Origin of the sequence: Streptomyces cathayae (genome assembly GCF_029760955.1) — a bacterium.
Lineage (GTDB): Bacteria > Actinomycetota > Actinomycetes > Streptomycetales > Streptomycetaceae > Streptomyces > Streptomyces cathayae.
In genome coordinates this window covers 5,679,079-5,703,464 of record NZ_CP121682.1, presented here as the reverse complement: position 1 = coordinate 5,703,464, position 24,386 = coordinate 5,679,079, and the positions used below count along the sequence as shown (strand labels likewise).

Here is a 24,386-nt window from a genome sequence, read left to right as displayed (position 1 = left end):
GCCCCGGCACGTCACCGATGCTTCGGGTCAGGTGGACGGTTGCGGGCGGGGGGTGGCGATGATGGCGGTGCGCAGGGCCTCCACGGCGCGGGTGCGGGCGCCGGCGAGTTCGGGTTCGGGGACCCGGGCCGTGGTGACCGGGACGCTGCGGGGCAGTTCGGCGAAGCGTTCGCGGATCGCCTCGGCGATGTGCGGTTCGGCGCCCCAGGTGCCTCCCAGGACGATCAGCCGGGGGTCGGCCAGGGCGACCGCCGCCGCCAGCACGCCGCCCACCGCGCGGGCCAGCGCGCCGCGGATCCACCGCGCGGTCGCGGAGTCGCCGAGGGTGGCGGTGCGCAGGGCGTCGACGTCGATGGCGGTGGACTCGGCGCGGCGCAGGCCGAGTTCGGCGAAGACCTCGATGAGGGGCAGCGCCGTGCCCCGGGGCCCGGCGGTGTAGAGGTGGGCGATCTCGCCGGCCAACCCGTGGTGTCCGCGGCGGACTTCCGTGTCGGTGACCACCGCGCAGCCCAGTCCTTCGCCGAGGTGGACGTAGACGAAGTCGTCGACGCCGAGGGCGCATCCGGTGGCGCGTTCGGCGCGGGCGGCCCAGTTGATGTCGTTGTCGACCAGGACCGTCCCGTCCACCGTGTCGGCCAGTACCGCCGCCGGGTCCAGGTCACCGACCAGGAACGGGGCGTCCGGCAGGTGCACCAGGCGTCCGGTGACGCGGTCGACCGGATCGGCCGCGCTGACCACGGCCGTACGCAGGGGGCCGTGCACCCGGGGCCGGACCAGCGCGACCGCCTCGGTCAGGGCCCGTGCGGTCGCGTGCGGGCCCGGGGCGCGGCCCAGGCCGACCTCGGCGCGGGCGGTGACCGTGCCGAAGGCGTCGACGGTCTCCGCGACGACGCCTTCGGGGCTGATGCTCGCCACCAGGGCCGCCCCGGTGTCCGCGGCCAGTGAGTAGTAGGTGCCGACCCGGCCGCGGCCGGTGGTGCGCTCGCCCGTGTCGGCGAGCAGACCGGCCTCGCTCAGCCGCCGCACGCTGTCGGAGACCGTCGGCTTGGAGATCCCGGTGCGGGCGGCGATCTCCGCGCGGGTCAGGCGCCCTTCCTCCATCAGCGCGCGCAGCACGTTCTCGTCGGTCAGCGCGCGCAGCATTTCGAGTGACGGCTTGGCCAGTGACATGCCGAGGATTTTAGTCAGGACTCTTGCCCAAATGCGGGCGGGCGGCTAGGTTGCCGTCTAGTAAGGAGTCCTGACCAAAGGAGCCGAGCAATGACGCTGGCAACCGAGACGCGGCAGGCCGGCCTCCCCGCCCTGCCGCACTGGGAGAACACCCCCGAGGACCTGGCCGCCGCCATCCGCGAGATCAAGCCCGCGCTGCGCGCCCGCATCGAGGCCTCCGGACGCACCGTCGAGGAGGTCTTCGCCGTCGTCGAGGAGCGCGTCCGCGCCCGTCTGGCGGAGATCCGGGCCGACGAGGAACGCGGCGAGAGTGTGTGGCCGGTCATCGACTACGCGGACATCGCGAACGGCACCGTCACCCCGGAGCAGCTCGACAAGCTCCGCCGCCGCGGCTGCCTCGTCGTCCGCGGCCACTTCGAGCGCGACCAGGCCCTCGCCTGGGACGCCTCGATCGTGGACTACGTGGAGCGCAACGAGTTCTTCGAGAACTACCGGGGCCCCGGCGACGACTTCTTCGGCAGCGTCGGCTCCAAGCCGGAGATCTACCCCGTCTACTGGTCGCAGGCCCAGATGGAGGCCCGCCAGAGCGACCGGATGGCCAACGTCCAGTCCTTCCTCAACTCCCTGTGGAAGCACGAGTCCGAGGGCGTGCAGTGGTTCGACCCGGACCGTGACGCGCTCTACCCCGACCGCATCCGCCGCCGTCCCCCGGGCGCCGACTCGGGCGGGCTCGGCACCCACCTCGACCCCGGCACCCTCGACCTGTGGATGACGCGGGCCTACCAGCAGGCGTTCCGCCACCTGTTCGACGGCAGCGTCGAGGAGTACGACCCCTGGGACGCCGCCCACCGCACGGCCGGACCCCAGTACCCCGGCTCCACCATGTGCTCGGCGTTCCGCACCTTCCAGGGCTGGACCGCCCTGTCGGACATGGACCACGACCAGGGCGTCCTGCACACCGTCCCGATCCCCGAGGCCATGGCGTACCTCATGCTGCGGCCGCTGCTCCCGGACGTCCCGGACGACGACATGTGCGGGGTGACCACCAACCAGGTCTTCCCCGCCGACGAGAAGTGGCACCCGCTCCTCCTGGAGGCTCTCACCGGCATCCCCGACGTCAAGGCGGGCGACTCCGTCTGGTGGCACTGCGACATGATCCACAGCGTCGCGCCGATCACCGACCAGAAGGGCTGGGGCAACGTCATGTACATCCCCGCCGCCCCCTGGTGCCCGCGCAACGAGGCGTACTCGGCGAAGGTCCGCGAGGCGTTCCTGACCGGCTCCAGCCCCAGTGACTTCCCCGAGGAGCACTACGAGCGCGCCTGGCCCGACCGTTTCGACGTCGACCGGCTCAACGAGACGGGCCGCCGCGGCCTGGGCCTCGACGACTGACAGGCCCGCCCCCCGTGCACCGGGTCGGCGCCGAAGCCTCTCGGCCGGCACGACTCGGCACGGCACGACTCGGCACGGCACCCGGTCCTCCGCAGCACGGTCCTTCCCGGGCGGCGGACGGGCCGGGCCCCGTCCGGACTCGGGCGTGGGCAAACGCCCCAGGCGTACTCATGCGCCCCGAGCGGCCGATCAAGCACTCCCCCGGCTTCCCGCGTCCGGAAGCCGGGCCTCCTTCTCTTCCCCTTCTTCCCCTTCTTCCTCTTTCTTCCTCTTCCGAACCGAGCGCCGCCCTCCGCAGTGTGTGCACCTGCCGCGGCGCTCCCTGTCCTTGCTTCTCGCTCCTCGCTCCTCGCCCGAGGCGGACGGCAACGACACACATCACCACAGGAGTCCGTAGGTGACGAGCACAGCACAACACCCTGCCGCCGGGGGTCTCGCGGCCCGGCCGGACCGGCTGCGTCACGTCGTCTTCGTCGCGGCGTCCGCCGCCATGGGCGGCTTCCTCTTCGGCTACGACAGCGCCGTGATCAACGGCGCCGTCGAGGGCATCCGGGGACGGTTCGACGTCGGCGCCGCCACGCTCGGCGCCGTCATCGCCATCGCCCTGCTCGGCGCGGCCGCCGGCGCCATGCTCGCGGGACGGCTCGCCGACCGCGTCGGCCGCCTCCGGGTGATGCGGCTGGCCGCCCTGCTCTTCCTGGCCAGCAGTATCGGCTCGATGCTGCCGTTCACGGCGTGGGACCTGTCCTTCTGGCGCATCGTGGGCGGCGTGGCCATCGGCATGGCCTCCGTGATCGGCCCGACGTACATCGCCGAGGTCGCGCCCACCGCGTACCGCGGCCGGCTCGTCTCCTTCCAGCAGGCCGCCGTCGTGCTGGGCATCGCCGTCTCCCAGCTGGTCAACTGGATGGTGCTCACCCTCGCGGACGGGGACCAGCGCGGCAGCCTGCTGGGCCTGGAGGCGTGGCAGGTCATGCTCGGCATCGCGGCCGTTCCCGCCGTGGTCTACGGCGTGCTGGCGCTGCGCATCCCGGAGTCGCCGCGCTACCTGATCTCGGTCGGCAGGACCGGCGAGGCCAAGGACGTGCTGCGCGCCCTCGAAGGCGCGCAGATCGACCTCGACGCCCGGGTGGCCGAGATCGAACTGGCCGTGCGCAGCGACAAGGCACCGCGGTTCAAGGACCTCCGCGGCCGCTTCGGCCTGCTGCCGATCGTCTGGGTCGGCGTCGGGCTGTCGGTCTTCCAGCAGTTCGTCGGCATCAACGTGATCTTCTACTACAGCTCCTCGCTGTGGCAGTCGGTGGGCATCGACCCGTCGAGCTCGTTCTTCTACTCGTTCACCACCTCGGTCATCAACATCGTGGGCACGGTGATCGCGATGGTGCTCATCGACCGGATCGGCCGCAAGCCGCTGGCCTCGATCGGTTCCGCCGGTATGGCGGTCTCGCTCGCGGCCGTCGCCTGGGCGTTCTCCCACAAGACCGGAACGGGCGACAGCATCTCGCTGCCCGACACGCAGGCCGCCGTCGCGTTGGTCGCCGCCCACACCTTCGTCCTCTTCTTCGCCATGTCGCTGGGCGTGGCGGTCTGGGTGCTGCTCGGCGAGATGTTCCCCAGCCGCATCCGCGCGGCCGCGCTCGGCGTCGCCGCCTGCGCGCAGTGGATCGCCAACTGGCTGGTCACCGCGACGTTCCCGAGCATGTCGGAGTGGAACCTGTCCGGGTCGTACGTGATCTACGCGATCTTCGCCACGCTGGCGGTCCCGTTCATCCTCACGTGGGTGCCGGAGACCAAGGGCAGGACGCTGGAGGAGATGGGCTGAGCACAGGCTCAGCGCTCCAGGAGCACCCGGCCGCCGATCTCGGTCCAGCCGTGCGGCTGCGGTGCGGTCAGGATCTGGGAGCCCGCGCCCTGAGTGATGTTCAGGGCGCGGCCCAGCCGGTCGGTGAGCAGGAGGGCGGCGGCGCCGGTCGCCTCGTCCTCGTCGACGCAGTCGTCCCGGCCGGGGAAGGCGCGGGCGCGGATGCGGCCCGCCGCCTCGTCCTCCCAGGCCCAGGCGTAGACCCTCCCCCACTGCCCGAAAGGCGTGGGAGGTGCCCCCACCCCCTTCGGGGGCACCGCCAGGTCGTCGACCTCGGCGGCGGTGGCGTACCGGCGCAGGGTGCGCGGCGGCACCCACTCCGCGCGCGCCTCGATCCAGCAGAACTCCCCGTCCTGCCGTGCGCCCACCACCCCTGCCGGGGTGACGAGTTCGGGTACGTCGAGCAGCCAGGCCGCGCCGACGCACGGGTGGCCGGCGAAGGGCAGGCGCAGGGTCGGGGTGTAGATGTCGATCACCCCGCGCTCGGGGTCGTCGACGAACACGGTCTCGCTGAAGCCGAGTTTCGCGGCGAACTCCTGCCGGTCGCTCCGCTCGGGCATCACGGAACCGTCGCGGACGACGCCGAGCTCGTTGCCGTACCCGCCCCGGGGGCCGCAGAAGACGCGCACCACGTCGTAATCAGACACGAGAGCATTCAAGCACCGCGCGTCCGCGGTACCGGTCATCCCCACCAGGGACGGCTGACGCCGGCGGGCCCCGGCCCGGCTGCTTCCCGCTCCGGCTCGGTCACGGTGTGGCCGCTGTGTCCCGTCCGCATGTTCGCGCTGTCCCCCGTCCCGGTAGGGTTCGCCTCCGGGAAGGGGAAGGTGAAGGAAGCGGATGAGCAGGGATCTCGGCTTGCGAAGGCTCCGCGGGTTCGACCGGGGCGTGCTGCTCGCGGCTTCGGTGACCGCTCTGTCGTTGACGGCGAGCGGCTGCGTGGTGGTGCACGGCGAGCGCGAGGTGCTTCCGGCCACCACCCGCGCCGAAGCCGCGCAGGCACTCCAGGAGTTCACGGCCGCCTACAACAAGGCCGATGAGGCGTACGACAGTTCCCTGGACGCCGAGTACACCACCGGCGCGCTCGGCGACATCGACAAGGCGCGGCTGACGGCCGGGAAGGCCAACAACCCGGACGGCAACTCCGGGCACTCGCCGCTGAAGCTGACGGACGCGAAGTTCACCATTCCCAAGAAGGCCGGCTGGCCCCGCTGGTTCCTCGCGGACGCGGCGGGCAACAAGGGCGGCGACGTGCGCTGGCTGCTGGTGTTCACCCGCAGCGGTCTCGAGGAGACCTGGGAGGCGGCGTATCTGACGCTGGTGGCCCCGGACGACATACCCGGGTTCCCGCTGGACAAGGACGGCTGGGCCGAGGCCGTCCCCGCGAACGCCACCGATCTCACCGTGCCGCCCGGCGAGTTGAGCGCGACCTACGCGACGTACCTGAAAAACGGCGAGGACGGGAAGGGCGGCGGCGCCACCTTCGCCGAGGGCCCGCACACCAGCGCGTGGCGGGCGCTGCGCACGAAGCAGTCGGCGCGGCCGGGGCTGGCCACGCAGTACATCGACGAGCCGATGACGAACGGCGACTACGCGCCCCTGGCGCTGCGCACCGAGGACGGCGGGGCGCTGGTGTTCTTCACCACGCGCCACTTCGAGAAGCAGACCGCCGCGGACGGGGCGTCCGTGCCGGCCCCGAACAAGGATGTGCTGGCGCTGACCACGGGGGAGATCCGGCAGACCCTGACGATGGAGTTCGTCTCCAACGAGGTGGCGCTGGACCCGGGCGACGGCCAGGTGGAGATCCTGGGCCGGATCCAGGGGCTGACCTCGGCGAAGGGCGAGTAGGGCCGGGACCGCGCGGTCCGGACAGCGGGTCCTTGCCGGACCTTATCGGCGCAGGGGCCAGGCCGTGGTCGCCTGGTCGGGGTGCTCGACCGCGTGGCGGGCGCAGGCGTCGGTGAGGTACTCCAGCAGGCTCAGCGGGTCGGGCAGCGGATGCTCCGGACCGCGTGCCCAGTGCACCGAGCGGCCGTCGTCACCGGGCAGCCGCGCGGGGGGTACCAGGACGTAGGAGCCGCGGCAGTGCCAGCGCAGGCCGGGGTGCTCGTCCATGGTCTCGGGGTGGCAGTCCAGCTCGCACGGCCACCACTCGTCCTCCTCCTCGGGGGTGCCCCGGGTGAGGGTGAAGAACAGTATGCGGCCGTCGTCGCTCTCCGCGACGGGCCCGACCTCGACCCCTGCCGCCAGCAGGCGTTCCAACGCCTCGCGACCGGCGTTCAGGGGCACGTCGAGTACGTCGTGCACCATGCCGGTCGCGGTGATGAAGTTGGCCTGCGGCTGATGGCGGGCCCAGCGCTCGATCTGGGCGCGGTCGGTGGTGGACTGCGTCTGCCAGGCGAACGAGACCGGATGCCGGGCGGGGGTGGGACAGCCGACGCGGTCGCACGAACATCGGTATCCGGCGGCGGGGTGGGCGGCGGGCGCGAGCGGCAGTCCCGCGTCGGCGGCGGCGAGCAGCAGTTCCTCACGGCCGCCTTCGTCGGCGACCGGTTCCGGGCGGCGGCCACGCAGCCACCGGGAGAGTTTGCCCTGCCTGCCGGTCCTGCCGCCGAACTCCGCGCTCATCTAACTCCTCGCCTCGCCCTCGTGCCTTTCAGCATGCCCTATGGTCCCCCCCTCGTGTGCATCGGGGGGCCGGAGCCCACAATAGGCGCACCTGGGACAAGCGGTGCACGGACCGGACGAGGGGTGCCCCAGGGGGCGAAAGGTGCACCCCGGGGTACGCCGGCGTGACCGAGGAGGCAGCGCGGGCGCTCCCGGTCAGCGGGGGGCGAGGCCGTTCAGGGCGTAGTCGACGAGGGTGTCGGTGTACTCGTAGCTGATCGGCCCCGTGTACTGCAGCCAGCGCTGGGCGAGCGGGGAGACGAAGAGCTCCAGGGCGATGCGCGGGTCGACGTCGGGGCGGACCCCTCCGGCCTCCTGCGCGGAGCGCAGCCGGTCGACGTACAGCTGGAGCGACGGTTCCAGCAGTTGGGCGACGAACCTCCGGCCGAGCTCCTCGTTGACGACGCCCTCGGCGGCCAGCGCGCGGGACGGCGCCTCGAACGCCGGGTCGCGCAGTTCGTCGACCGTGGCCCGCAGGACGAGCTTGAGGTCGGCGGCGAGGTCCCCGGTGTCCGGGATCCCGTACGCCCCGCCGCTTTCCGGTTCCTGTCCGGCGGCGCGGGCGGCCTGCTCGCTCAGGTCGAGGAACGCCTCCAGAAGGACGTCCGCCTTCGACGGCCACCACCGGTAGATCGTCTGCTTGCCGACGCCGGCGCGGGCGGCGATGCCCTCGATGGTGGTCTTCGGGTAGCCGACCTCCACGACCAGGGCGATGGCCGCGTCGTAGATGGCGCGACGGGAGCGCTCACTGCGGCGGGTGGAGTCGGGGGGTGCGGGGTTGTTCGTGGCCATGGGTCGAATTTATCAGGTTGACAAGACGACGCGTCTCGCCTGACAGTGAGGGGGGTCGGATCGAGACGATACGTCTCGTCAAGTGCGTCCGCGGAGGGCGCTCACCGGAAGGAGATCACCATGTCCCGAGGCGGAACCGGAAACATGCTGGGCGTCGGCGGCACCCGGAAGCACCTCGGCCGCAAGGCCCTGCGCGGCGGGGGACGCGACGGCCGCGTCGGGGGCGGCCTCGACCCCCAGGCCCAGAAACGCGAACTCCTGCGCAAGCTCCAGGAGCAGCGGAAGGAACAGCAGAAGCAGCAAGAACAGCAGGAGAGCCGGGAGGGCCGGGAGGGACGGCAGGGCCGGGAGGGAGGGGAGGGAGGGGAGGGCCGGGAGGGAGAGGACTCCGGGCAGGAAAGCCGGCCCTAGTCCGCTCGTCAGACCTCTCGTCAGACCTGTCGCCGGCCCTCTCGTCAGTCCCCGCTGTCGTCGGCCGCCGGTGGCCAGGGGGCGCCCCAGGAGGTGTCCCTCGCCGCCCGGTACAGGTCGCCGTGACGCTTGGTCACGGTGGTGCGGCTCAGGGCCGGGTCCCTCTCGCAGAGGTCGAGGAGGACCTGGCCCTTGCGGATCTGCGGCTTGCGGACGACGCGGGCGGCGGCCGGGACGGCGGGCAGGCGGGTGGCGGCGACGTAGCTGAACTTCTCGTCCTCGTAGGGCAGGGAGCCGCCCTTGACCTGGCGGTGCAGTGAGGAACGGCTGACCCGGGCCGCGAAGTGGCACCAGTCCGTGCCGGGGATGATGGGGCAGGCGAGGCTGTGCGGGCAGGGGGCGGCGACCCGGAAGCCGGCCGACACCAGCCGGTCGCGGGCCTCGATGACGCGGGTGTAGCCGTCGGGGGTGCCGGGTTCGACGATCACGACGGTCTGCGCGGCGCCGGCGGCGGTGTCGACGAGGGCGGCGCGGTCGGCGGCGGTCAGTTCGTTGAGGACGTAGGAGACGGTGACGAGGTCGGTGCGCTCGAGGGTGAGCTCCGTGCCGATCCGGGCGCGGTCCCAGCGGGCGTCCTTGAGGGCGGGGTTCGCGATGGCGAGTTCCCGGCCGAGGGCGAGTGCGGGTTCGGCCCAGTCGAGGACGGTCACCGGCCGCTCCCCGTCCCAGGTGGCGCTCACCGCCCAGGCGGCGGCGCCGGTGCCGCCGCCGACGTCGACGTGGTCGCCGGGCGTCCACCCGGGCACGGCGTCCGCGACCGCCGCCAGCGCCGAGCGTACGGCCTCGAAGGTGGCCGGCATGCGGTACGCGGCGTAGGCGGCGACGTCCGCCCGGTCCCGCAGGATGGGCGCCCCGGTCGGGGTGGCGCCCCGGTAGGTGGCGATCAGCCGCTCGACGGCCTGCGCGGCCCGCCGCGGCGGGAGTCCGTCGAGCAGTCCGGCGAGCGCGCCGCGCAGGACGTCGGCGGGAGAGGCGGGAGAAGCAGCGGAGGCGGGGGCGGGAGCGGGGTCGTTCACCTGGAAATTCTATGGCGCGGGCCGGCGGCCGGACTCACCTCCCCCGGACCGCGCGGGCCACCCGCGTGGCCGCACGTGCGCGGGGGCCGTTGGCCGGGGCCGTGGGTCGGCGGGGGTGGACCGTGTTGGCGAGGAGGACGAGGTAGGTGTCCGTGGCCCGGTCGAGGACCAGGGACGTGCCCGTGAAGCCGGTGTGGCCCGCCGCTCCGCGGCCCGCGAGCTCCCCCATGAACCACGGCTGGTCCACGGCGAAGCCCAGGCCCGGCGGGGCGAGGAGCAGGTCCACGAAGTCGGGGCCGAGGATGCGGGCGGGGCCGTGGGCGCCGCCCGCCAGCAGGGCGCGGCAGAAGACCGCCAGGTCGCGGCCGGTGGAGAAGAGACCGGCGTGGCCCGCGACCCCGCCGAGCGCCCAGGCGTTCTCGTCGTGCACCTCGCCGCGCAGCATCCCGCGGTCCGCCTTGGCCCACGGCCGCCGCTGGTCCTCGGTGGCCGCCGCGCCCGGACACGGGCCGAAGTCCGTGGCGGTCATGCCGAGCGGCCGGGTGATGCCGTCGTGGACGAGCGTGTCGAGGGTGCGGCCGGTGAGACGTTCCAGGACGTGCTGGAGCAGCAGCATGTTCAGGTCGGAGTAGCGGTACGCGCCGGGCGCCGCGACCGGCCGTTCGGCGCGCAGCAGGGCGAGCCGTTCCGCGTCGTCGGCGCAGTCGTACAGGGGGAGTTCGGGGCGCAGCCCGGAGGTGTGGGTGAGCAGCTGCCGGACGGTGATGCCGTGCCGGACGGCCGCGGGGAAGTCCGGCAGATACGCGCCCACGCGGGCGTCGATGCCCAGGGTGCCCCGCTCGATCTGCTGCACGGCGGCCACCGAGGTGAACAGTTTGGTCAGGGACGCCAGGTCGAAGGGGGTGTCCACGGCCATCGGGACCCGGTCGTCCGGTGGCAGTTCCACCGCGGTATCCGTGCGTTCGTCGTACGCCGCGTAGCGCACGGCCCAGCCCGCCGCCTCCTGCACGGCGAGCACCGGGCCGCGGCCTACGGCCACGACGGCGCCGGCCGCCCAGGGGCGTTCCCCGGCGGTGCCGGCGTGCACCTCGCCGACGAGGGCCCGGAGTTCGCGGGGGTCGAGCCCGGCCCGTTCGGGGGTGCCGTGGCGCAGCCTCGGGGTGCTCAGAAGCCTTCACCCTCCGCACTCGCCCGCGCCTGCCAGGGGCGGCACAGGCCCGTGAAGCAGGCCAGCGCCACCAGGGCGGCGGTCAGCTGGACGACGGCCATCGGGACGGCGGTGTCCTCCCCGGCGATCCCGACCAGCGGGGAGGCGATCGCGCCGACGAGGAAGGACGCCGTGCCGAGCAGGGCCGAGGCGGCACCGGCGGCCTGCCGGGTGCGCACCAGGGCGAGGGTCTGGGTGTTGGGCATGGTGATGCCCATCGCGGACATCAGCACGAACAGCGCGGCGGCCACGGGTACCAGCCCGACCTCGCCGAACACGCCCAGCGACATCAGCAGCAGCGCGACCGCGGCGACGACCACGACGCAGAGCCCGAAACCGAGCACCCGGTCCAGCCGGACCCGGCCGACCAGCACCTTGCCGTTGATCTGCCCCATGATCATCAGGCCGATCGAGTTGAGCCCGAACAGCAGGCTGAACGTCTGCGGGGACGCCCCGTAGATCTCCTGGACGACGAACGGGGAGGCCGCGACATAGGCGAAGAGGGAGGCGAAGGCGAATCCCCCGGTGAGCATGTAGCCGGTGAAGACCCGGTCGGCGAGCAGCCGGCGCATCGAGCCGAGGGCCGCGCCGAAGCCGCCGCCGTGGCGGTCGGCGGGGGCCAGCGTCTCCGGCAGCTTCACCCAGACCAGGGCCGCCAGCAGCACCCCGAGGACGGCGAGGACGACGAACACGCCCCGCCAGTCCGTCACCCGCAGGATCTGCCCTCCGATGAGCGGTGCCATGATCGGCGCCAGGCCGGAGATCAGCATGAGGTTCGAGAAGAAGCGGGCCATGGCCACGCCGTCGTACAGGTCGCGGACCACCGCCCGCGCGATGACGATGGCGGCCGCGCCCGCGAGGCCCTGCAGCAGCCGGAAGGCGACGAGGAGTCCGACGCTCGGCGCGAACGCGCACAGCACGGTGGCGACGACGTAGACCGCGAGGCCGATGAGCAGTGGGCGGCGGCGTCCCCACCGGTCGCTCATCGGGCCGACCACCAGCTGCCCGAGCGCCATTCCGGCCAGACAGGTGGTGAGCGTGAGCTGGACGGTGGCGGCGGGCGCGTGCAGGGACCGGGTGACCTCCGGAAGGGCGGGGAGGTACATGTCCATCGCCAGCGGGGGTACGGCGGTCAGACCGCCCAGGAGGAAGGTCAGCAGCAGGCCGGTGCGGCCGGCGGTCGCGCGGAGCGGCGGCGCCGCGCTCGCGGTCGGACGTGCCGCCGGGTTCGCCGCCGGGTTCGTCGTCGATTCTTCCGCTGAGTCCGTTTTCGCCGTCGAGTTCGCCGTCGGATTCGATATGGACGCCCCGCCCTCGGGCATGTGGCCCCTCCCTTTCCGCGTCATCGGCTCCCTATGCTCTCAGCTCGTACGGAGTGCTCGGCGTCGACGACGATGCCATGGGAGCGCTTCCACGGGTTTCCGCGGCCGATGTGCCGACGACACGAGCAGGGGTGGGGCGGATGACAGGGCGGAACGTGCGCTGGGGAATCCTGGCGACCGGCGGGATCGCCGCGAGGTTCGCGGCGGATCTGGCGGAGCTGCCGGACGCGGAGATCGTGGCGGTGGCCTCCCGGTCGGCGGAGTCGGCGCGGGCGTTCGCCGACCGGTTCGGGGCCGAGCGGGCGTACGGCGACTGGGAGTCGCTCGCGCGGGACGAGGAGGTCGACGTGGTCTACGTCGCCACTCCGCACTCGGCGCACCGGGCGGCGGCCGGGCTGTGCCTGGAGGCCGGGCGGAACGTGCTGTGCGAGAAGCCGTTCACGCTCAACGCGCGCGAGGCCGGGGAGTTGGTCGCCCTGGCGCGCGACCGGGGGCGTTTCCTGATGGAGGCCATGTGGATGTACTGCCATCCCATGGTACGGCGACTGAAGGCGCTGGTCGACGACGGCGCGATCGGCGAAGTCCGCACCGTGCGGGCCGACTTCGGCCTGGCGGGGAACTTCCCGGCCACGCACCGGCTGCGGGACCCCGCGCTGGGCGGGGGCGCGCTGCTGGACCTCGGCGTGTACCCGGTGTCGTTCGCGCAGCTGCTGCTCGGGGAGCCGTCGGACGTCGTGGCGAGGGCGACGCTCTCCGAGGAGAAGGTCGACCTCCAGACGGGCGCGCTGCTCTCCTGGGACGACGGCGCCCTCGCGTCGGTGCACTGCTCCGTCGTCGGCGGCACGGAGACCTCGGCGTCGATCACCGGGTCCGAGGGCCGCATCGACATCCCGTACGGCTTCTTCTTCCCCGACGGGTTCGTGCTGCATCGGGAGGGCCGGGAGGCCGAGAAGTTCACGGCCGACCCGGCGGACGGGCGCCGCGACACGCTCGCCCACGAGGCCGCCGAGGTGATGCGCGCCCTGCGGGCCGGTGAGACGGAGTCCCCGCTCGTCCCGCTGGACGGCACGCTCGCCGTGATGCGGACGCTCGACGCGATCCGCGACCGCATCGGCGTCCGCTACCCGGGGGACACCGTGTGAGCCCCGCCCCGCCGACGGCCCGTCAGGCGTCGCCCGGCCCTCTCTGATCCACACAAGCGGAATGCGAACATCCGCAGCATTGCGGCCCACAGCGGACATATGCTCAACTCTCCTGCACCAAAGCTTCACACTTTAGGCAGCAGGCTTCCGCAGGCCACTTCCAGGGGGAGGGCGGCCGTTCCACCGCACCGGCAGGGGGGTGGCCCCGCGTGGGACCGCGGGTCACGTGCCGGTGGGTGGAACGGCTGCCGCGATCAGGCCTCGCCGGTCCCGCGGCGGCTGATCTCGCCGTCGCCCTGCCGGCCGTCGGTCGTCGTCACCCACCGGCCGCCCCTCGTCGCCCCTCGTCACCCGAACGGCGGGCGGCGGCGGGTCGGACCGGACGCCGGGATGCGACGGTGGTCACGCGAATCGACTGCCCCGGGAGACGACGTGACCTGTTACGACCGACGCGATCTGGGCCTGCTGCTGCTCCGGCTGGGGACCGGCGGGGCACTGGCGGCGCACGGCGCGCAGAAGCTGTTCGGCTGGTTCGGCGGTGGCGGGATCGAGGGCACCGGCCAGTTCATGGAGACCATCGGCTACGCGCCCGGCAAGGCCAGCGCGACGGCGGCGGGCCTCGCGGAGACGGGCGGCGGCGTGCTGCTCGCGCTCGGCCTGGCCACCCCGGCGGCGGGCGCGGCGGCGGCCGGTGCGATGGCGGGCGCGGCCGCCGTGCACGCACCCAACGGCTTCTTCAACCAGGAGGGCGGCTACGAGCACGCCGCGCTCCTGGGCCTGACGGCGGCCGGCATCGCCGTCGCGGGGCCCGGCCGCCTCTCGGTGGACCACGCCCTCGGCCACACGGCCGACCGGGGCTGGATGGTCCCGGTGGCCTTCGCGGCGACCGCGGCGGCCACGGCGGTGACGGTGGGGGCGCGCAGCCGGCGACTGCGGAAGGCGCGGGAGGGCGAACAGGAGGCGTTGTTCGAGTAGTACCGAGCATCGGGGCTACCGGCCGCCCCGGGCCGGGCTCTGCCCCATGGGCGACCGCCCGTCCCCTCATCGGGTCACGGCTTCGGATCCGGTCCTGGTTCCGGACGCGAACCGTCGGTCCGGTCGGCCCGCGGACTCCGTCGACGGCCTGTGCGCGGGGCCGGACGCGAACCGTCGGGACCAGGGCCGGGTCGGCACGGACGAGGCCGGCGGTACCGGACTGCTCGGCGTCCGCCGCCGGGTGACCGCACTGGACGGCACGGCCGTGGTGACGAGCCCCCGGGAGGGCCGGTCACCGCGGTCGTGGAACTTCCCCGTACGCGTTGACGACCCCGCGGCGTTCCTTGCCCACCCATGACTGCGCACGGGCCAACAGGGGTCCGGCACGAGGACGCGCGACGGAATCGGAGCACTCACCGAGCCGGGAAACTCCGGGCAAAGGAGTCGTAATCCGCGATCTGGGCAGAATGGAGAAGAACACCGGCAGTCAACGCCCTCATCTGCGAGAAGAAGCGCGTCATGGACCCATGGTTGATCTGGTTGATCGTTGCAGCTGTTCTGGCCGTAGCAGAGATCTTCACGCTCACCGCCGCACTCGGAATGCTGAGCGCGGCGGCCCTGGTCACTGCGGGCTCCGCCGCGATCGGGTTGCCGCCGGCCCTCCAACTGGTGGTGTACGCCGTCGTCGCCAGCATCACCGTGCTGTTCGTGCGCCCCCTCGCGGTGCGTCACGTGCTGAAGCCACCGACGGCACGTTTCGGTATCGACGCACTGGTCGGCAAGGCCGCCTATGTCGTCTCGGAAGTGACGGGATCCGGTGGCAGAGTCCGCATCGACGGCGAGGAGTGGACGGCCCGCGCCTACGACGAAACGCTGGTGATCCCGTCCGGAGCGACCGTCGACGTCATAGAGATCAGTGGCGCCACCGCATTCGTCTACCCCCGGGAATGAAACCATGGACTTTTCAGCACCTCTCGTCGTCGGACTGATCGTCGCAGCCATCGCGATCTTCACTGTGGTGCGGGCCGTCCGTATCGTTCCCCAGGCACGCGCGCGCAACGTCGAAAGACTCGGTCGCTACCACCGGACACTCAGTCCCGGACTCAGCCTCGTCATCCCTTACATCGACCGCGTGCACCCGTTGATCGACCTGAGGGAGCAAGTCGTCTCCTTCAAACCGCAGCCGGTCATCACCGAGGACAATCTGGTCGTCGAGATCGACACCGTCCTGTACTTCCAGGTCACCGACCCACGAGCGGCTTTCTACGAGATCGCCAACTTCCTCCAGGCCGTCGAGCAGCTCACCGTCACCACCTTGCGCAACGTCGTGGGCTCCATGGACCTGGAGAAGACGCTCACCTCACGGGACACCATCAACAGCCAACTCCGCGGCGTGCTGGACGAGGCCACCGGCAAATGGGGGCTCCGGGTCAACCGAGTGGAGATCAAGGCCATCGACCCCCCGCAGTCCATCAAGGACGCGATGCAGAAGCAGATGCGAGCCGAGCGGGACAAACGGGCCGCGATCCTGGGCGCCGAGGGGCAGCGCCAGTCGCAGATCCTCACCGCCGAGGGGGACAAGCAGGCCGCCGTCCTGCGTGCGGAGGGCAACCGTACCGCCGCGATCCTCCAGGCCGAGGGCCAGTCCCGGGCGATCGACGAGGTGTTCCAGGCCGTTCACCGCAACGACCCCGACCCCAAGCTCCTCGCCTACCAGTACCTCCAGGCACTGCCCCAACTCGCACAGGGCCAGGGCAACAACTTCTGGGTGATCCCCAGCGAGATCACCTCTGCGCTGCAGGGCGTCTCCCGTGCCTTCACCGAGGTACTGCCCCCGTCGTCGGCCACCCGTGAGAAGCCGCCTCTCGACGACCTGGCCGCCAGCGACAAGGCCCGGGCGGAGGAAGCCGCTGCCGAGGCCCTGGCCGACGCCGCACAAGCCGATGGCGTCGCCTCCGCCGACCACCTCCCACCCCGCCCGGCTCCCTGAGTCTCCTCCCCTTACCGGCGTCTCGCCCCTGCACCGGACCCGTCCTCTCGGTGCCGACAAGGGCGGCGGCATCTGGCTGTACGTCGGCCCCACCTGGGTCCGGCAGAGGGCGGGACCGGTCGGTGCTCCTCCTTCCTCTCCCGCCCCGCAGGGAAGCAGCCGCCGGCGGCGGCCGGCCACTCCACTGGCACGGACCCGGTACCTCGCACGTGGTGCTCCGGTCGCCGTGGCCGGGGATGCGGCAGAGACTGGAACCCGGATTCCGTCCAGGAACACCCCGGAGCGCAGGAGAATGGGCCCCAGCCGCGCGTTATCGCCCCGCGAGAGGCGGTGGTTCCGATGGCTGCCCGCCGCGCTGATCCTCGGCGTGTTCGCCCTCGACCTCCTCACCCCGCGCGGCATGCGGATCTTCCCCCTGCTGGCGGCCGCCCCCGTACTGGTCGCGCCCTGGCTCACCCTGACCGGGACGATCGCCACCGGCGGGGCGGCGCTCCTCGCCGCGGTCCTCCTGCCCCTGGTGAGAGGCCGGCTGCCGTTCGGCGTCGACGACATCGTCCCGTTCTCCACCTTCGTCATCCTGACCTTCCTGGCAGCGGTCGTGAACCGGCTGCTGGTCCGCGAGCGGCGGCAGTTGAAGAACACCCGCGAGGTCGCCGAGACCGTCCAGCGCGCCGTGCTCCCCTCCCCGCCCGGACGGATCGGGCCGCTGGCCGTGGCCGTCCGGTACGAGGCCGCCGCGCGGGAAGCCGCCATCGGGGGCGACCTGTACGCGATCCACCCCACTCCCCACGGCATCCGGCTGATGATCGCCGACGTCCGGGGCAAGGGCCTGGGCGCGATCCGGACCGTCAACGCGCTGCTGGGCACCTTCCACGAGGCCACCCGGCGCGCTCCGGACCTGCCCGGCGTGGTCCGCTGGCTGGAGGAGCGCATGCAGGAGGCCAACCCCGCCGAGGGCGGGGCAGGACTCGAGATGTTCGTCACCGCCGTCATCGCCGAGTTGTCCGCCGACGGCTCCACCCTGCGCATGGTCAACCGGGGGCACCCGCCGCCGTTGCTGGTCCACCGCGGCCGGGCCCGCCCACTGGAGCCGGGCACGCCTTCACTGCCGCTGGGCCTGGCCGGCCTCGACGCCCCGAACGTCCTCCCGGACGTCCCCGTCGACCAGTACACCCTGCCCGACGGGGCGGTTCTCGTCCTGTTCACCGACGGCGTCGTCGAGGCCCGCGACCACCGCGGGGTCTTCTACGATCCCGTCCCGCGGCTGTCCCGCCCGCTCCCGCCGGACCCTGACCACGTGCTGGACGCCCTGCTCACCGACCTGTACCGGTACACCGCCGAGCACCTCGACGACGACGTCGCGCTCCTCGCCATCGGCCTGCCCCGCCGCGCGGACGACAGCCGGCGCGTCTGAGGAAACCCCGCTGCCCCGCCTGCCCTGCGCGAAGGACCGCCGGGCGCTGTCCGTGGCCTGTGCCAGGGTCTGCGGCATGAGCGATCCGAGCACGAACCTCTCCGCGTCCCCCGCCCCCGCCCTCTCCCCCGCCGTGCCGTCGGCCGGTCTCTGGGACTCCGTCGACGCCTTGCACGCCTGGCTGGACGCCGACCGCGCGGTCGACGGCCGGGAGGGTCTGCTGCTGCGGATCCTGAAACTGTCCGAGGAGGTCGGCGAGGTCGCCGAGGCGGTGATCGGCGCCACCGGCCAGAACCCGCGCAAGGGCGTCACGCACGGATGGGACGACGTCCAGGCGGAGCTGTGCGATGTGGCGCTCACGGCCCTGGTGGCGCTGCGCGGTCTCACCCCCGACGCCCGCGAGGTCTTCACCCGCCACCTGGACCGGCTCACGCGACGCTCCCTCGGAACTCCCCGCCAGGGTCCGTCCGAGGATCGATCTCGCGGCGGGTCGTAGGGAGCCGACGGGGCCGAGGTCCCTACGACCCGCAGAACCGGTGCGGCGGGCGCCGCGTGGGGCTGGCGTGCCGCACCGGTCTCACTCAGCGGATCTAGCAGGCGCCCAGGTCTTCCCAGACGCCCCAGTCACCGGCCGCGCCGGGCTGCTCGTTCGTCGTCCACCACTTGGCGCGGTAGGTGCGGCCGTTGTGGGTGACGGTGTCGCCGTTGTTGTAGACGGCACCGGCGTTCCAGGTCGGCGCGGCGCAGGAGCCGGGCTCGTTGCCGCCACCGCCGCCGTTGCCGCCACCGTTGCCACCGCCGTTGCCGCCACCATTACCGTTGCCGGTGATGTTGACGTCGATGCAGGCGTAGAAGGCGTTGGAGGTGTCGGCCACGTTCCAGACGGCCAGGACCTTCTGGCGGCCCGTCAGGTCACCGAAGTCGACCCGGTGGTTGACCTCGGCGGGAGGCTGCGCGCCCCGGTCGTTGAACTCGGCGATCTTCCGGTCACCGATGAAGTACTGCCAGGTATCGGTGGCGTGCCGCGCCGTGATGCGCCAGTTGAAGGTGTGCGACCCGCCGACCGACGTGACGCGCCAGGGCTTGCTGTCGTCGTCGAGGTCGGAGAACTGGGCGTTGCCGCCGCTGCAGCTGCGCAGGCCCTTGGGGCCCTCGACGCTCTGCGGCTCGTACTTGATCTGACCGCAGTCGACGACGCCCTTGGCGCACTGGTCCTGGCGGCTGCCGGGGTCGGTCACCCATCCGTGGGCACTGGCCGTACCCGCCGGAAGACTGACGGCGAGGAGGGGGGCGACCAGGGCTCCGACAGCCAGGGACGCTCGCCTTTTCATGTCCATGAAATGACTCTTTCTTCGGCGTACATGAGAACCGGCCACGGAGCACGACATCGCCGACCGCACCCGAGGTGCACCGCGCATGTCACGCGCGCCTGCGCCGACGAGGGCGCAGCGCGCGGTCGCGCCGCCGTGGCGGACACCACCTTTCGCCCCGGCCCACGAAGGAACCGGGGCGGGGACGAACACCGGTCCAGACCGGCGTTCGTAGGTCTAGACCATAGCGAGGAACCTGGAACCGTCAAGTCCACTTACCCGAAAGGGAGTTGACAGAAAGTGACCGACAGGCCTCGGAGCACCGCCCCAGTCACGGCGGAGACGACATACGGGCAGGTGAGGCCACCGCAGGCCGCCGACCACCACCCGAGCCGTCGACCGTGGCCCCCACCTCGGCGGCATCGCGCCCGCGCGTGAACTTGCTCTCACGGGGCGCCCCTCCATGAGGTACGGGCCCGGGAACAGACCCGAGAGAGCCATGATGAGAGTTCAGGGATCGCCCACCTGTGGGCCGAACAGTCCGGCACCCCATGGCAAGGAGTCCGACATGTCCACCGGATCCGCAGACAGCCCCGCGACGCTCTACGGACCCGTCTCGGTCGTCCTCGGCAGCGCGGCTCTGCTCGCCGCGGTGTTCGCCGGCTTCGTCGGCATCGCGATTCCGCTCCTGTTCGGCAGCCTCGCCGTCACCTTCGCGCTCCTCGGCCTGGGCCGCGGGCTCAACCGGGGCCAGTGCGCCCTCGGCCTGGCCACCGGATCCCTGAGCGTGCTCTACCCGATCTTCCTCGTCGCCGCCCTGAGCACCTGACCGTCGAACCGCCCCGGACATGCCTGTGCCCTGTGACTCCCCTCGGAGCCACAGGGCACAGCGGTAAGGCAGCGACTCAGCCGATCCGGTCGGCGGCGAACCCGACGAACACGGCCCACGCCACCGAACCGACCGCCAGACCCGCACGGTGCGTGTCCTTCGAGTCCCGCACGTGCACGGTGTGCGGGCAGGTGGCCACCTCCACGCACTCACCACCGGCTCCGCCGCTGTGACTGCTCTTGAACCAGTCGAGCTGGACGGTCTCTTCGACACTCATAGTTCCCCCAGCGACTTCTCGATGTAGGCCAAGGACTCACGCGGAGTGAGAGCTTGCGCTCGGAGGATCCCATAACGCGACACGATGCCACGGACCTCCGTTCGCTCCGACACGATTGTGCTCCGTCCCTGCGCCTCCAGATAGGCCACCTGATCATCACCGTCTCGGTGCAGCACGGTGAACGGGCCATCCACTCCGGCGTTGTCCTCTCGGTCCAACGGCATGACCTGGATCTCCACGTTGCGGTAGGCACCGACGAGCAGCAGTTGTTCCATCTGCCCGCGCATGACAGCACGACCGCCCAACGGCCGCCGCAGGACCGACTCGTCGATGACGAAGCTCACGAGCGGAGCACGCTTGCGGGCGAAGATGTCCTGCCGGGCCAGCCGTCCAGCAACGCGCTGCTGGACGGTCTCCTCATCCAGCAGAGGGCGCCACATCTCGAACACAGCCCGCATGTATTCCTCGGTCTGCAGCAGTCCAGGCACCGCGTGGGTTCCGTAGACCCACAGCTCAACCGCCTCCGCCTCCAACCTAGCCGCATCCCGGAAGAACGCTGGATACTGCGCCCGCGCAACCTCCTCCTTCATCGCCTTCAACAGACCGCCCGAATCCAGTAGTTCATCCACCACGTCGATGAACTTCGGAGGAGGAATCCGCCGTCCCTGCTCGTAGGCCGCGATGGTGGACGGCGAGTATCCCGTCCGCGCACCGACCTCTGGTCGTTCCAGCCCCGCCCGCAACCGGCACAGCTTCATCTGCCGCCCGAACACCCGCAGGATCTCCGTCCCCGTCCCCGGCTCCGGGGGAGCCGCCCCCGGCTCCCCCTGCTCGGCCGCCGTCTCCCCCGGCTCCCGCACCAGTTCGCTCATCGCCGTTCACCTCCGTCGCCTACCGGCCGGTTCGCCCAACTCCCCCGTCTCACCGAGGGACACGGCCCGCCCCGCCCACAAGCGCCACCGGAACGCCTACAACGCCCCCAGTCGGCCTCACCCAGCACCACCGTGGAACGCGGAACGCGAGGGAATCGGTGAACGATCACGGTTCACCAGAACGAGTACCGAAGGCCCTGGAGGCCGGCTGCTCGTCGATCCGTTGACCGCCCGGCAGGACGGTGGCCTCGACGTGTGTGATGCCGGGCATGCGCCCACGTCCCGGGGGGGCACACCGTCCCGAAGCCGTGAGCACTTCGGCCACTATTGTCCCGATGCCGCTCATTCGAGCGCTTGAGTGACACATACCCGCCGACTGCTCACGGCTTCCCACAAGGCACCCGCCTCCGCCCCCGCAGTCCCGGGACCATGAGGGCCTCCCACACCGTCCGACGGAACGCCATCCGCATCAGGCCTCACCTGCGCCGATCCGGCCATCAGTTCTGCCTCTGCCGCACCGAGCCCCTCACGACACCCCGGCGGCTCGGGCGGCTCCGGAGCCGCGTCCCACGCCCCGGTCCACAACGCTCCGGCCAACCACCACACCTGCGACGTCGCAGGTGTAGCGGTGCTGTACCTGAGCACCGACCCGGGTGCGGGGGCGCCGAACCTGCTGCTCACCACTCGGCTCCGTTCGGAGCCGGGTGGTTCCTCGTCGCGTGCGGTCAGGACCTGGGACGGTTGCGGCAGAGGCAGAACGGATGTCCGGCCGGGTCGGTGTAGACCTGCCAGCCGTACCCGGACTCGCCGACGAAGCTCTTCTGGAAGGTGGCGCCCAGCTCGATCACCCGGCGGTGCTCGGGCTCGAACTCGTCCACCTCGAAGTCGAGGTGGAACTGCTGCGGATGCTCCCGGCCCGGCCAGCTGGGCCGCTGGTAGTCCTCCACCCGCTGGAACGACAGCTCGACGCCGTCGTTACGCAGGTTGACCCAGTCCTCGGTGCTGATGTCGGTGTTGATCTCCCAGCTCAGCAGCTCGGCGTAGAACTCGGCCAGCTTCCAGGGGTCGGGGCAGTCGAGGATGACATCGGTGAACGTCAGCATCCGAGCACCATAGATCGCGGCACCGGACGCCCGCGACGCATTAGTCGGCGCAACCCGGGACTTGGCCGGCGACGCTCGGCCAGGCCAACAGGACCTGTTTGCATGGGGGTTCGAATTCCACGCGGCCGAACAGCGGCCTCGGCACACGCCCGTACCCGCGACTACGCAGTGGGTACGGGCGGGAGAATGTCGTGGCGGCGGCCCCGGTCAGCCCGGGGCGATGCGGCTGAGGTGCTCCCAGAACCGGTACAGATCCGTTTGGGCCCGGTCCATCTCCAGGACGTGGTCGAAGGACCGGCTGCCGACGATCAGCCGTCGGGGCGGGTCCGGCAGTGCGGCCAGCTCCATGATGACGGGATCGACGGTGCCCGGCTCCGGGGCGACGGCGTCGCCCCACATCGCCTCCGTCTCGGTGCGCAGGGACTGATACTGCCCTAGGGATTCAATGATCGTGGTGCCGGTGGTGAACAGGCCGGTGTCTTGACTTGCTCTCCCTCCCGAAGGAGGGAGATTCTGGCCTGCTCGCCCGGTGCCGTGCCGCTACGCGGCACGGGCGTCGGGCGGGCTTCCATGGCTTCCTGTTTCTTCGCGCCGTGCCAGAACGGGTTCTGGTCTTACCGGCGCTCCGCAGGCCGATGCCGCCAGTCCGGCGGCCGTCTTCACGTTGATCGCGGCGTTGTGGTCCCGGTCGTGGAGCGTGCCGCAGGCGGTACAGGTCCACTCCCGGACATCAAGGGGTTTGGGTCCGTCCTTGACGCCGCAGGTGGAGCAGGTCTGGGAGGTCGGCTCGAACCGGCCGATCTTCACCAGGGTCCGGCCGTACCGTTGCGCTTTGTATTCCAGCATGTGCACGAACGAGGACCATCCGCTGTCGTGCACGGACTTGGCCAGCCTGGTGCGGGCCAGTCCCGCCACCGACAGGTCCTCCACGGCGATCCCTTGGTTCTCGGCGATCAGCTGGGTGGAGAGTTGGTGGTGGAACTCGCGGCGCGCGTCGGTGACCTCGGCGTGGGCGCGGGCGACCTTCAGGCAGGCCTTGGCGCGGTTCTTGCTTCCCTTCTGTTTGCGGGACAGTTCCCGCTGGGTCTTCTTCAGCTTCTTCTCCGCGCGGCGCAGGAAGCGCGGGGAGTCGATCTTTGTGCCGTCGGACAGGACGGCGAAGTGGGTCAGGCCGAGATCGATGCCGATGGTGCGGTCGGTGTCGGGCATCCGGGCCGCATCGGCGGCGGGGTCGGTGTCGATGACGAAGGAGGCGAAGTACCTTCCGGCCGCGTCCTTGATGACGGTGACGGAGGTGGGGGTGGTGGGCAGCGTGCGGGACCACTTCACCTTCACCGCACCGATCTTCGGCAGGTTCAGCCGGCCGCCATCGGTGATCTTCCAGCGGGCGTTGGCGGTGAACCGGATCGACTGCCGGACATCCCTGCGGGACTTGAAGCGGGGCGGGCCGATCCTGGGGCCCTTGCGGGTGCCGTTGAGGGAGGCGAAGAAGTTGCGGTACGCGCTCTCGGCGTCCCGCAGGGACTGCTGGAGCACCACCGCGGAGACCTCACCCAGCCAGGACCGCCCGGCTGTCCGCTTGGCCTCGGTGATCAGCTTCCGGGACAGCTCGGCCGCCTTCGGGAACGGCTGCCCGGCCCCACGGGCGTCCTCACGGGCGCGGACCGCATCGTTGAACACGACGCGGGCGCACCCGAACGCCTTCGCCAACGCGGCGCGCTGACCGGGCTGCGGGTACAACCTGAAGGCGTACCGAAGCTGCATGCGAGGAGCGTACGAACGATCCACACCGGATGTCGCCGGGAACATCCGTTCCCCGCCTCACCCTCGGTGGCCGCACTGTCCGGCTCCGCCGGAACACCACCGCGACGCTCCGCGCCGCAGCCACACGATTCGCTTCACCCCGGTCTGAAGGCCGGAGCACTGCGAATGAAACCCGGTAGCCGCCCATCTGCACGATGGTGACCTTGATGCCGAACCCCTCGAGCTCCATCGCCACTGCCTCGCTGACCGAGTCCAGCGCGGCCTTGCCCGCGCCGTGGAAGCCGACGGTGGCCGTGCCGCCGCCGCTGCCCATCGAGGTGATCGGGAGGAGCCGTCCCCCGCCTTGGGCGCATGAGGGCCCGACCGGCTCGCCCGGATCAGGGCTCGGTCATCTCACTGCAGGGACAGGCCCTCGGGTGAGGTGAGCCCCTTGGCGGGGTCGGCGCGGAAGGTCGCCGTCCACGCCTCGGGCGAACACGAAGCACCGTTGGGGTGTTGCTCCGTCAGCCGTGCGCGGCGGCTGTCGTCCACGACGACCCGGTCGTCCCGCGCCGCCGTCACCTTCAGCCGCACCGGGACGGTGACGGCGCCGATGTCGTCCGGAAGCCGGACCGACACCCCTGCGATCGGGTGGTCCGCGTCGCCGGACCTCTGCTCCTCGCACCTGTCCTCCACGCACACGCGGACCACCGCCGCGTCCGTGCCGCCGAAGTCGGCGGGCCGCCACACCACGGAGACCTCCGAGTCCATGCCCGCCTGGGTGCAGGAGGCGTCCTGGCCGAAGACCGAGCAGCCGGTCAGGACCGCCGCAG

25 protein-coding genes and 1 pseudogene are annotated in these 24,386 nt (G+C 71.7%); 12 read left to right on the top strand and 14 right to left on the bottom strand.

Going from position 1 to position 24,386, the window contains the following annotated elements:
- Positions 1 to 27: 27 nt before the first annotated feature.
- Positions 28 to 1,170 (bottom strand): ROK family transcriptional regulator, encoded by a 1,143-nt coding sequence (locus tag PYS65_RS26025; protein WP_279336355.1) that lies wholly within the window; start codon positions 1,168 to 1,170, stop codon positions 28 to 30.
- A 90-nt stretch (positions 1,171 to 1,260) separates the two neighbouring features.
- On the opposite strand from PYS65_RS26025, the gene PYS65_RS26020 reads away from it, so the two are divergent.
- The gene (locus PYS65_RS26020; protein WP_279336354.1) at positions 1,261 to 2,562 is read left to right on the top strand and encodes a DUF1479 domain-containing protein; all 1,302 of its coding nucleotides are present in this window, start codon (positions 1,261 to 1,263) and stop codon (positions 2,560 to 2,562) included.
- Positions 2,563 to 2,959: 397 nt separating this feature from the next.
- Positions 2,960 to 4,384: a sugar porter family MFS transporter gene (locus tag PYS65_RS26015; protein WP_279336353.1), complete on the top strand. Its 1,425-nt coding sequence runs from the start codon at positions 2,960 to 2,962 to the stop codon at positions 4,382 to 4,384.
- A gap of 8 nt (positions 4,385 to 4,392) precedes the next feature.
- On the opposite strand, the gene PYS65_RS26010 is transcribed toward PYS65_RS26015, so the two are convergent.
- Positions 4,393 to 5,070, bottom strand: a complete 678-nt coding sequence (locus PYS65_RS26010) for a PhzF family phenazine biosynthesis protein (protein ID WP_279336352.1) — start codon at positions 5,068 to 5,070, stop codon at positions 4,393 to 4,395.
- A 99-nt stretch (positions 5,071 to 5,169) separates the two neighbouring features.
- Between PYS65_RS26010 and PYS65_RS35275 the strand changes: the two are divergent.
- Positions 5,170 to 5,298 (top strand): annotated as a pseudogene (locus PYS65_RS35275) (iron transporter); the annotation flags it as partial.
- Positions 5,264 to 6,271, top strand: coding sequence for an SCO2278 family lipoprotein (locus PYS65_RS26005; RefSeq protein ID WP_279336351.1), 1,008 nt, complete (start codon positions 5,264 to 5,266; stop codon positions 6,269 to 6,271). The pseudogene PYS65_RS35275 and the gene PYS65_RS26005, both read left to right, overlap by 35 nt.
- A 42-nt stretch (positions 6,272 to 6,313) precedes the next feature.
- On the opposite strand, the gene PYS65_RS26000 is transcribed toward PYS65_RS26005, so the two are convergent.
- Both PYS65_RS26000 and PYS65_RS25995 read right to left on the bottom strand, forming a co-directional pair.
- Entirely contained in the window at positions 6,314 to 7,051 is a 738-nt protein-coding gene (locus PYS65_RS26000) for a bifunctional DNA primase/polymerase (protein ID WP_279336350.1), read from the bottom strand.
- A 195-nt stretch (positions 7,052 to 7,246) separates the two neighbouring features.
- Positions 7,247 to 7,882, bottom strand: a complete 636-nt coding sequence (locus PYS65_RS25995) for a TetR/AcrR family transcriptional regulator (protein ID WP_279336349.1) — start codon at positions 7,880 to 7,882, stop codon at positions 7,247 to 7,249.
- A gap of 120 nt (positions 7,883 to 8,002) precedes the next feature.
- Here PYS65_RS25995 and PYS65_RS25990 point away from each other — a divergent pair, with 120 nt between their 5' ends.
- On the top strand, positions 8,003 to 8,293 hold the full coding sequence (locus tag PYS65_RS25990; protein WP_279336348.1) for a DUF6243 family protein: 291 nt from the start codon (positions 8,003 to 8,005) through the stop codon (positions 8,291 to 8,293).
- Positions 8,294 to 8,337: 44 nt separating this feature from the next.
- Here the strand turns inward: PYS65_RS25990 and PYS65_RS25985 are convergent, their stop codons facing one another.
- Genes PYS65_RS25985 through PYS65_RS25975 form a run of 3 tightly spaced genes read right to left on the bottom strand, consistent with a single transcriptional unit; the run spans position 8,338 to position 11,898 of the window.
- On the bottom strand, positions 8,338 to 9,369 hold the full coding sequence (locus tag PYS65_RS25985) for a small ribosomal subunit Rsm22 family protein (RefSeq protein ID WP_279336347.1): 1,032 nt from the start codon (positions 9,367 to 9,369) through the stop codon (positions 8,338 to 8,340).
- Positions 9,370 to 9,403: 34 nt separating this feature from the next.
- Positions 9,404 to 10,537, bottom strand: coding sequence for a serine hydrolase domain-containing protein (locus tag PYS65_RS25980; protein ID WP_279338082.1), 1,134 nt, complete (start codon positions 10,535 to 10,537; stop codon positions 9,404 to 9,406).
- Positions 10,534 to 11,898 (bottom strand): multidrug effflux MFS transporter, encoded by a 1,365-nt coding sequence (locus PYS65_RS25975; protein ID WP_279336346.1) that lies wholly within the window; start codon positions 11,896 to 11,898, stop codon positions 10,534 to 10,536. Before PYS65_RS25975 ends, PYS65_RS25980 begins: the two co-directional genes overlap by 4 nt.
- Positions 11,899 to 12,038: 140 nt before the next feature.
- Between PYS65_RS25975 and PYS65_RS25970 the strand changes: the two genes are divergently transcribed.
- The 6 genes from PYS65_RS25970 (at position 12,039) to PYS65_RS25940 (ending at position 17,915) form a co-directional block, all read left to right on the top strand.
- Entirely contained in the window at positions 12,039 to 13,040 is a 1,002-nt protein-coding gene (locus PYS65_RS25970) for a Gfo/Idh/MocA family protein (RefSeq protein WP_279336345.1), read from the top strand.
- Positions 13,041 to 13,472: 432 nt separating this feature from the next.
- The gene (locus tag PYS65_RS25965; protein WP_279336344.1) at positions 13,473 to 14,015 is read left to right on the top strand and encodes a DoxX family protein; all 543 of its coding nucleotides are present in this window, start codon (positions 13,473 to 13,475) and stop codon (positions 14,013 to 14,015) included.
- Between the two features lie 519 nt (positions 14,016 to 14,534).
- Positions 14,535 to 14,966 carry an NfeD family protein gene (locus PYS65_RS25955; protein WP_279336343.1) on the top strand — a complete coding sequence of 144 codons (432 nt, stop codon included), beginning with the start codon at positions 14,535 to 14,537 and terminating at the stop codon, positions 14,964 to 14,966.
- A 4-nt stretch (positions 14,967 to 14,970) separates the two neighbouring features.
- Positions 14,971 to 16,005 (top strand): SPFH domain-containing protein, encoded by a 1,035-nt coding sequence (locus PYS65_RS25950; RefSeq protein WP_279336342.1) that lies wholly within the window; start codon positions 14,971 to 14,973, stop codon positions 16,003 to 16,005.
- 292 nt (positions 16,006 to 16,297) lie between these two features.
- The gene (locus PYS65_RS25945; protein WP_279336341.1) at positions 16,298 to 17,419 is read left to right on the top strand and encodes a PP2C family protein-serine/threonine phosphatase; all 1,122 of its coding nucleotides are present in this window, start codon (positions 16,298 to 16,300) and stop codon (positions 17,417 to 17,419) included.
- Between the two features lie 76 nt (positions 17,420 to 17,495).
- Positions 17,496 to 17,915 carry a MazG-like family protein gene (locus tag PYS65_RS25940; protein ID WP_279336340.1) on the top strand — a complete coding sequence of 140 codons (420 nt, stop codon included), beginning with the start codon at positions 17,496 to 17,498 and terminating at the stop codon, positions 17,913 to 17,915.
- A 94-nt stretch (positions 17,916 to 18,009) separates the two neighbouring features.
- Here the strand turns inward: PYS65_RS25940 and PYS65_RS25935 are convergent, their stop codons facing one another.
- On the bottom strand, positions 18,010 to 18,756 hold the full coding sequence (locus tag PYS65_RS25935) for a lytic polysaccharide monooxygenase (protein ID WP_279336339.1): 747 nt from the start codon (positions 18,754 to 18,756) through the stop codon (positions 18,010 to 18,012).
- A 541-nt stretch (positions 18,757 to 19,297) separates the two neighbouring features.
- Here PYS65_RS25935 and PYS65_RS25930 point away from each other — a divergent pair.
- Positions 19,298 to 19,558, top strand: a complete 261-nt coding sequence (locus PYS65_RS25930; RefSeq protein ID WP_279336338.1) for a hypothetical protein — start codon at positions 19,298 to 19,300, stop codon at positions 19,556 to 19,558.
- 76 nt (positions 19,559 to 19,634) lie between these two features.
- On the opposite strand, the gene PYS65_RS25925 is transcribed toward PYS65_RS25930, so the two are convergent.
- From PYS65_RS25925 to PYS65_RS25900, 6 genes are all read right to left on the bottom strand, one after another.
- Positions 19,635 to 19,835 (bottom strand): DUF397 domain-containing protein, encoded by a 201-nt coding sequence (locus PYS65_RS25925; RefSeq protein ID WP_279336337.1) that lies wholly within the window; start codon positions 19,833 to 19,835, stop codon positions 19,635 to 19,637.
- Positions 19,832 to 20,707 (bottom strand): helix-turn-helix domain-containing protein, encoded by an 876-nt coding sequence (locus tag PYS65_RS25920; RefSeq protein WP_279336336.1) that lies wholly within the window; start codon positions 20,705 to 20,707, stop codon positions 19,832 to 19,834. The genes PYS65_RS25925 and PYS65_RS25920 overlap by 4 nt, the downstream gene beginning before the upstream one ends.
- 725 nt (positions 20,708 to 21,432) lie before the next feature.
- A complete protein-coding gene (locus PYS65_RS25915) occupies positions 21,433 to 21,810 on the bottom strand; it encodes a VOC family protein (RefSeq protein WP_279336335.1) in 378 nt (125 codons plus the stop codon).
- Positions 21,811 to 22,017: 207 nt separating this feature from the next.
- Positions 22,018 to 22,209 (bottom strand): SDR family oxidoreductase, encoded by a 192-nt coding sequence (locus PYS65_RS25910; protein WP_279336334.1) that lies wholly within the window; start codon positions 22,207 to 22,209, stop codon positions 22,018 to 22,020.
- 141 nt (positions 22,210 to 22,350) lie between these two features.
- Positions 22,351 to 23,574 carry an RNA-guided endonuclease InsQ/TnpB family protein gene (locus PYS65_RS25905; protein ID WP_279336333.1) on the bottom strand — a complete coding sequence of 408 codons (1,224 nt, stop codon included), beginning with the start codon at positions 23,572 to 23,574 and terminating at the stop codon, positions 22,351 to 22,353.
- 393 nt (positions 23,575 to 23,967) lie between these two features.
- A complete protein-coding gene (locus tag PYS65_RS25900) occupies positions 23,968 to 24,324 on the bottom strand; it encodes a hypothetical protein (protein WP_279336332.1) in 357 nt (118 codons plus the stop codon).
- Positions 24,325 to 24,386 lie beyond the last annotated feature (62 nt).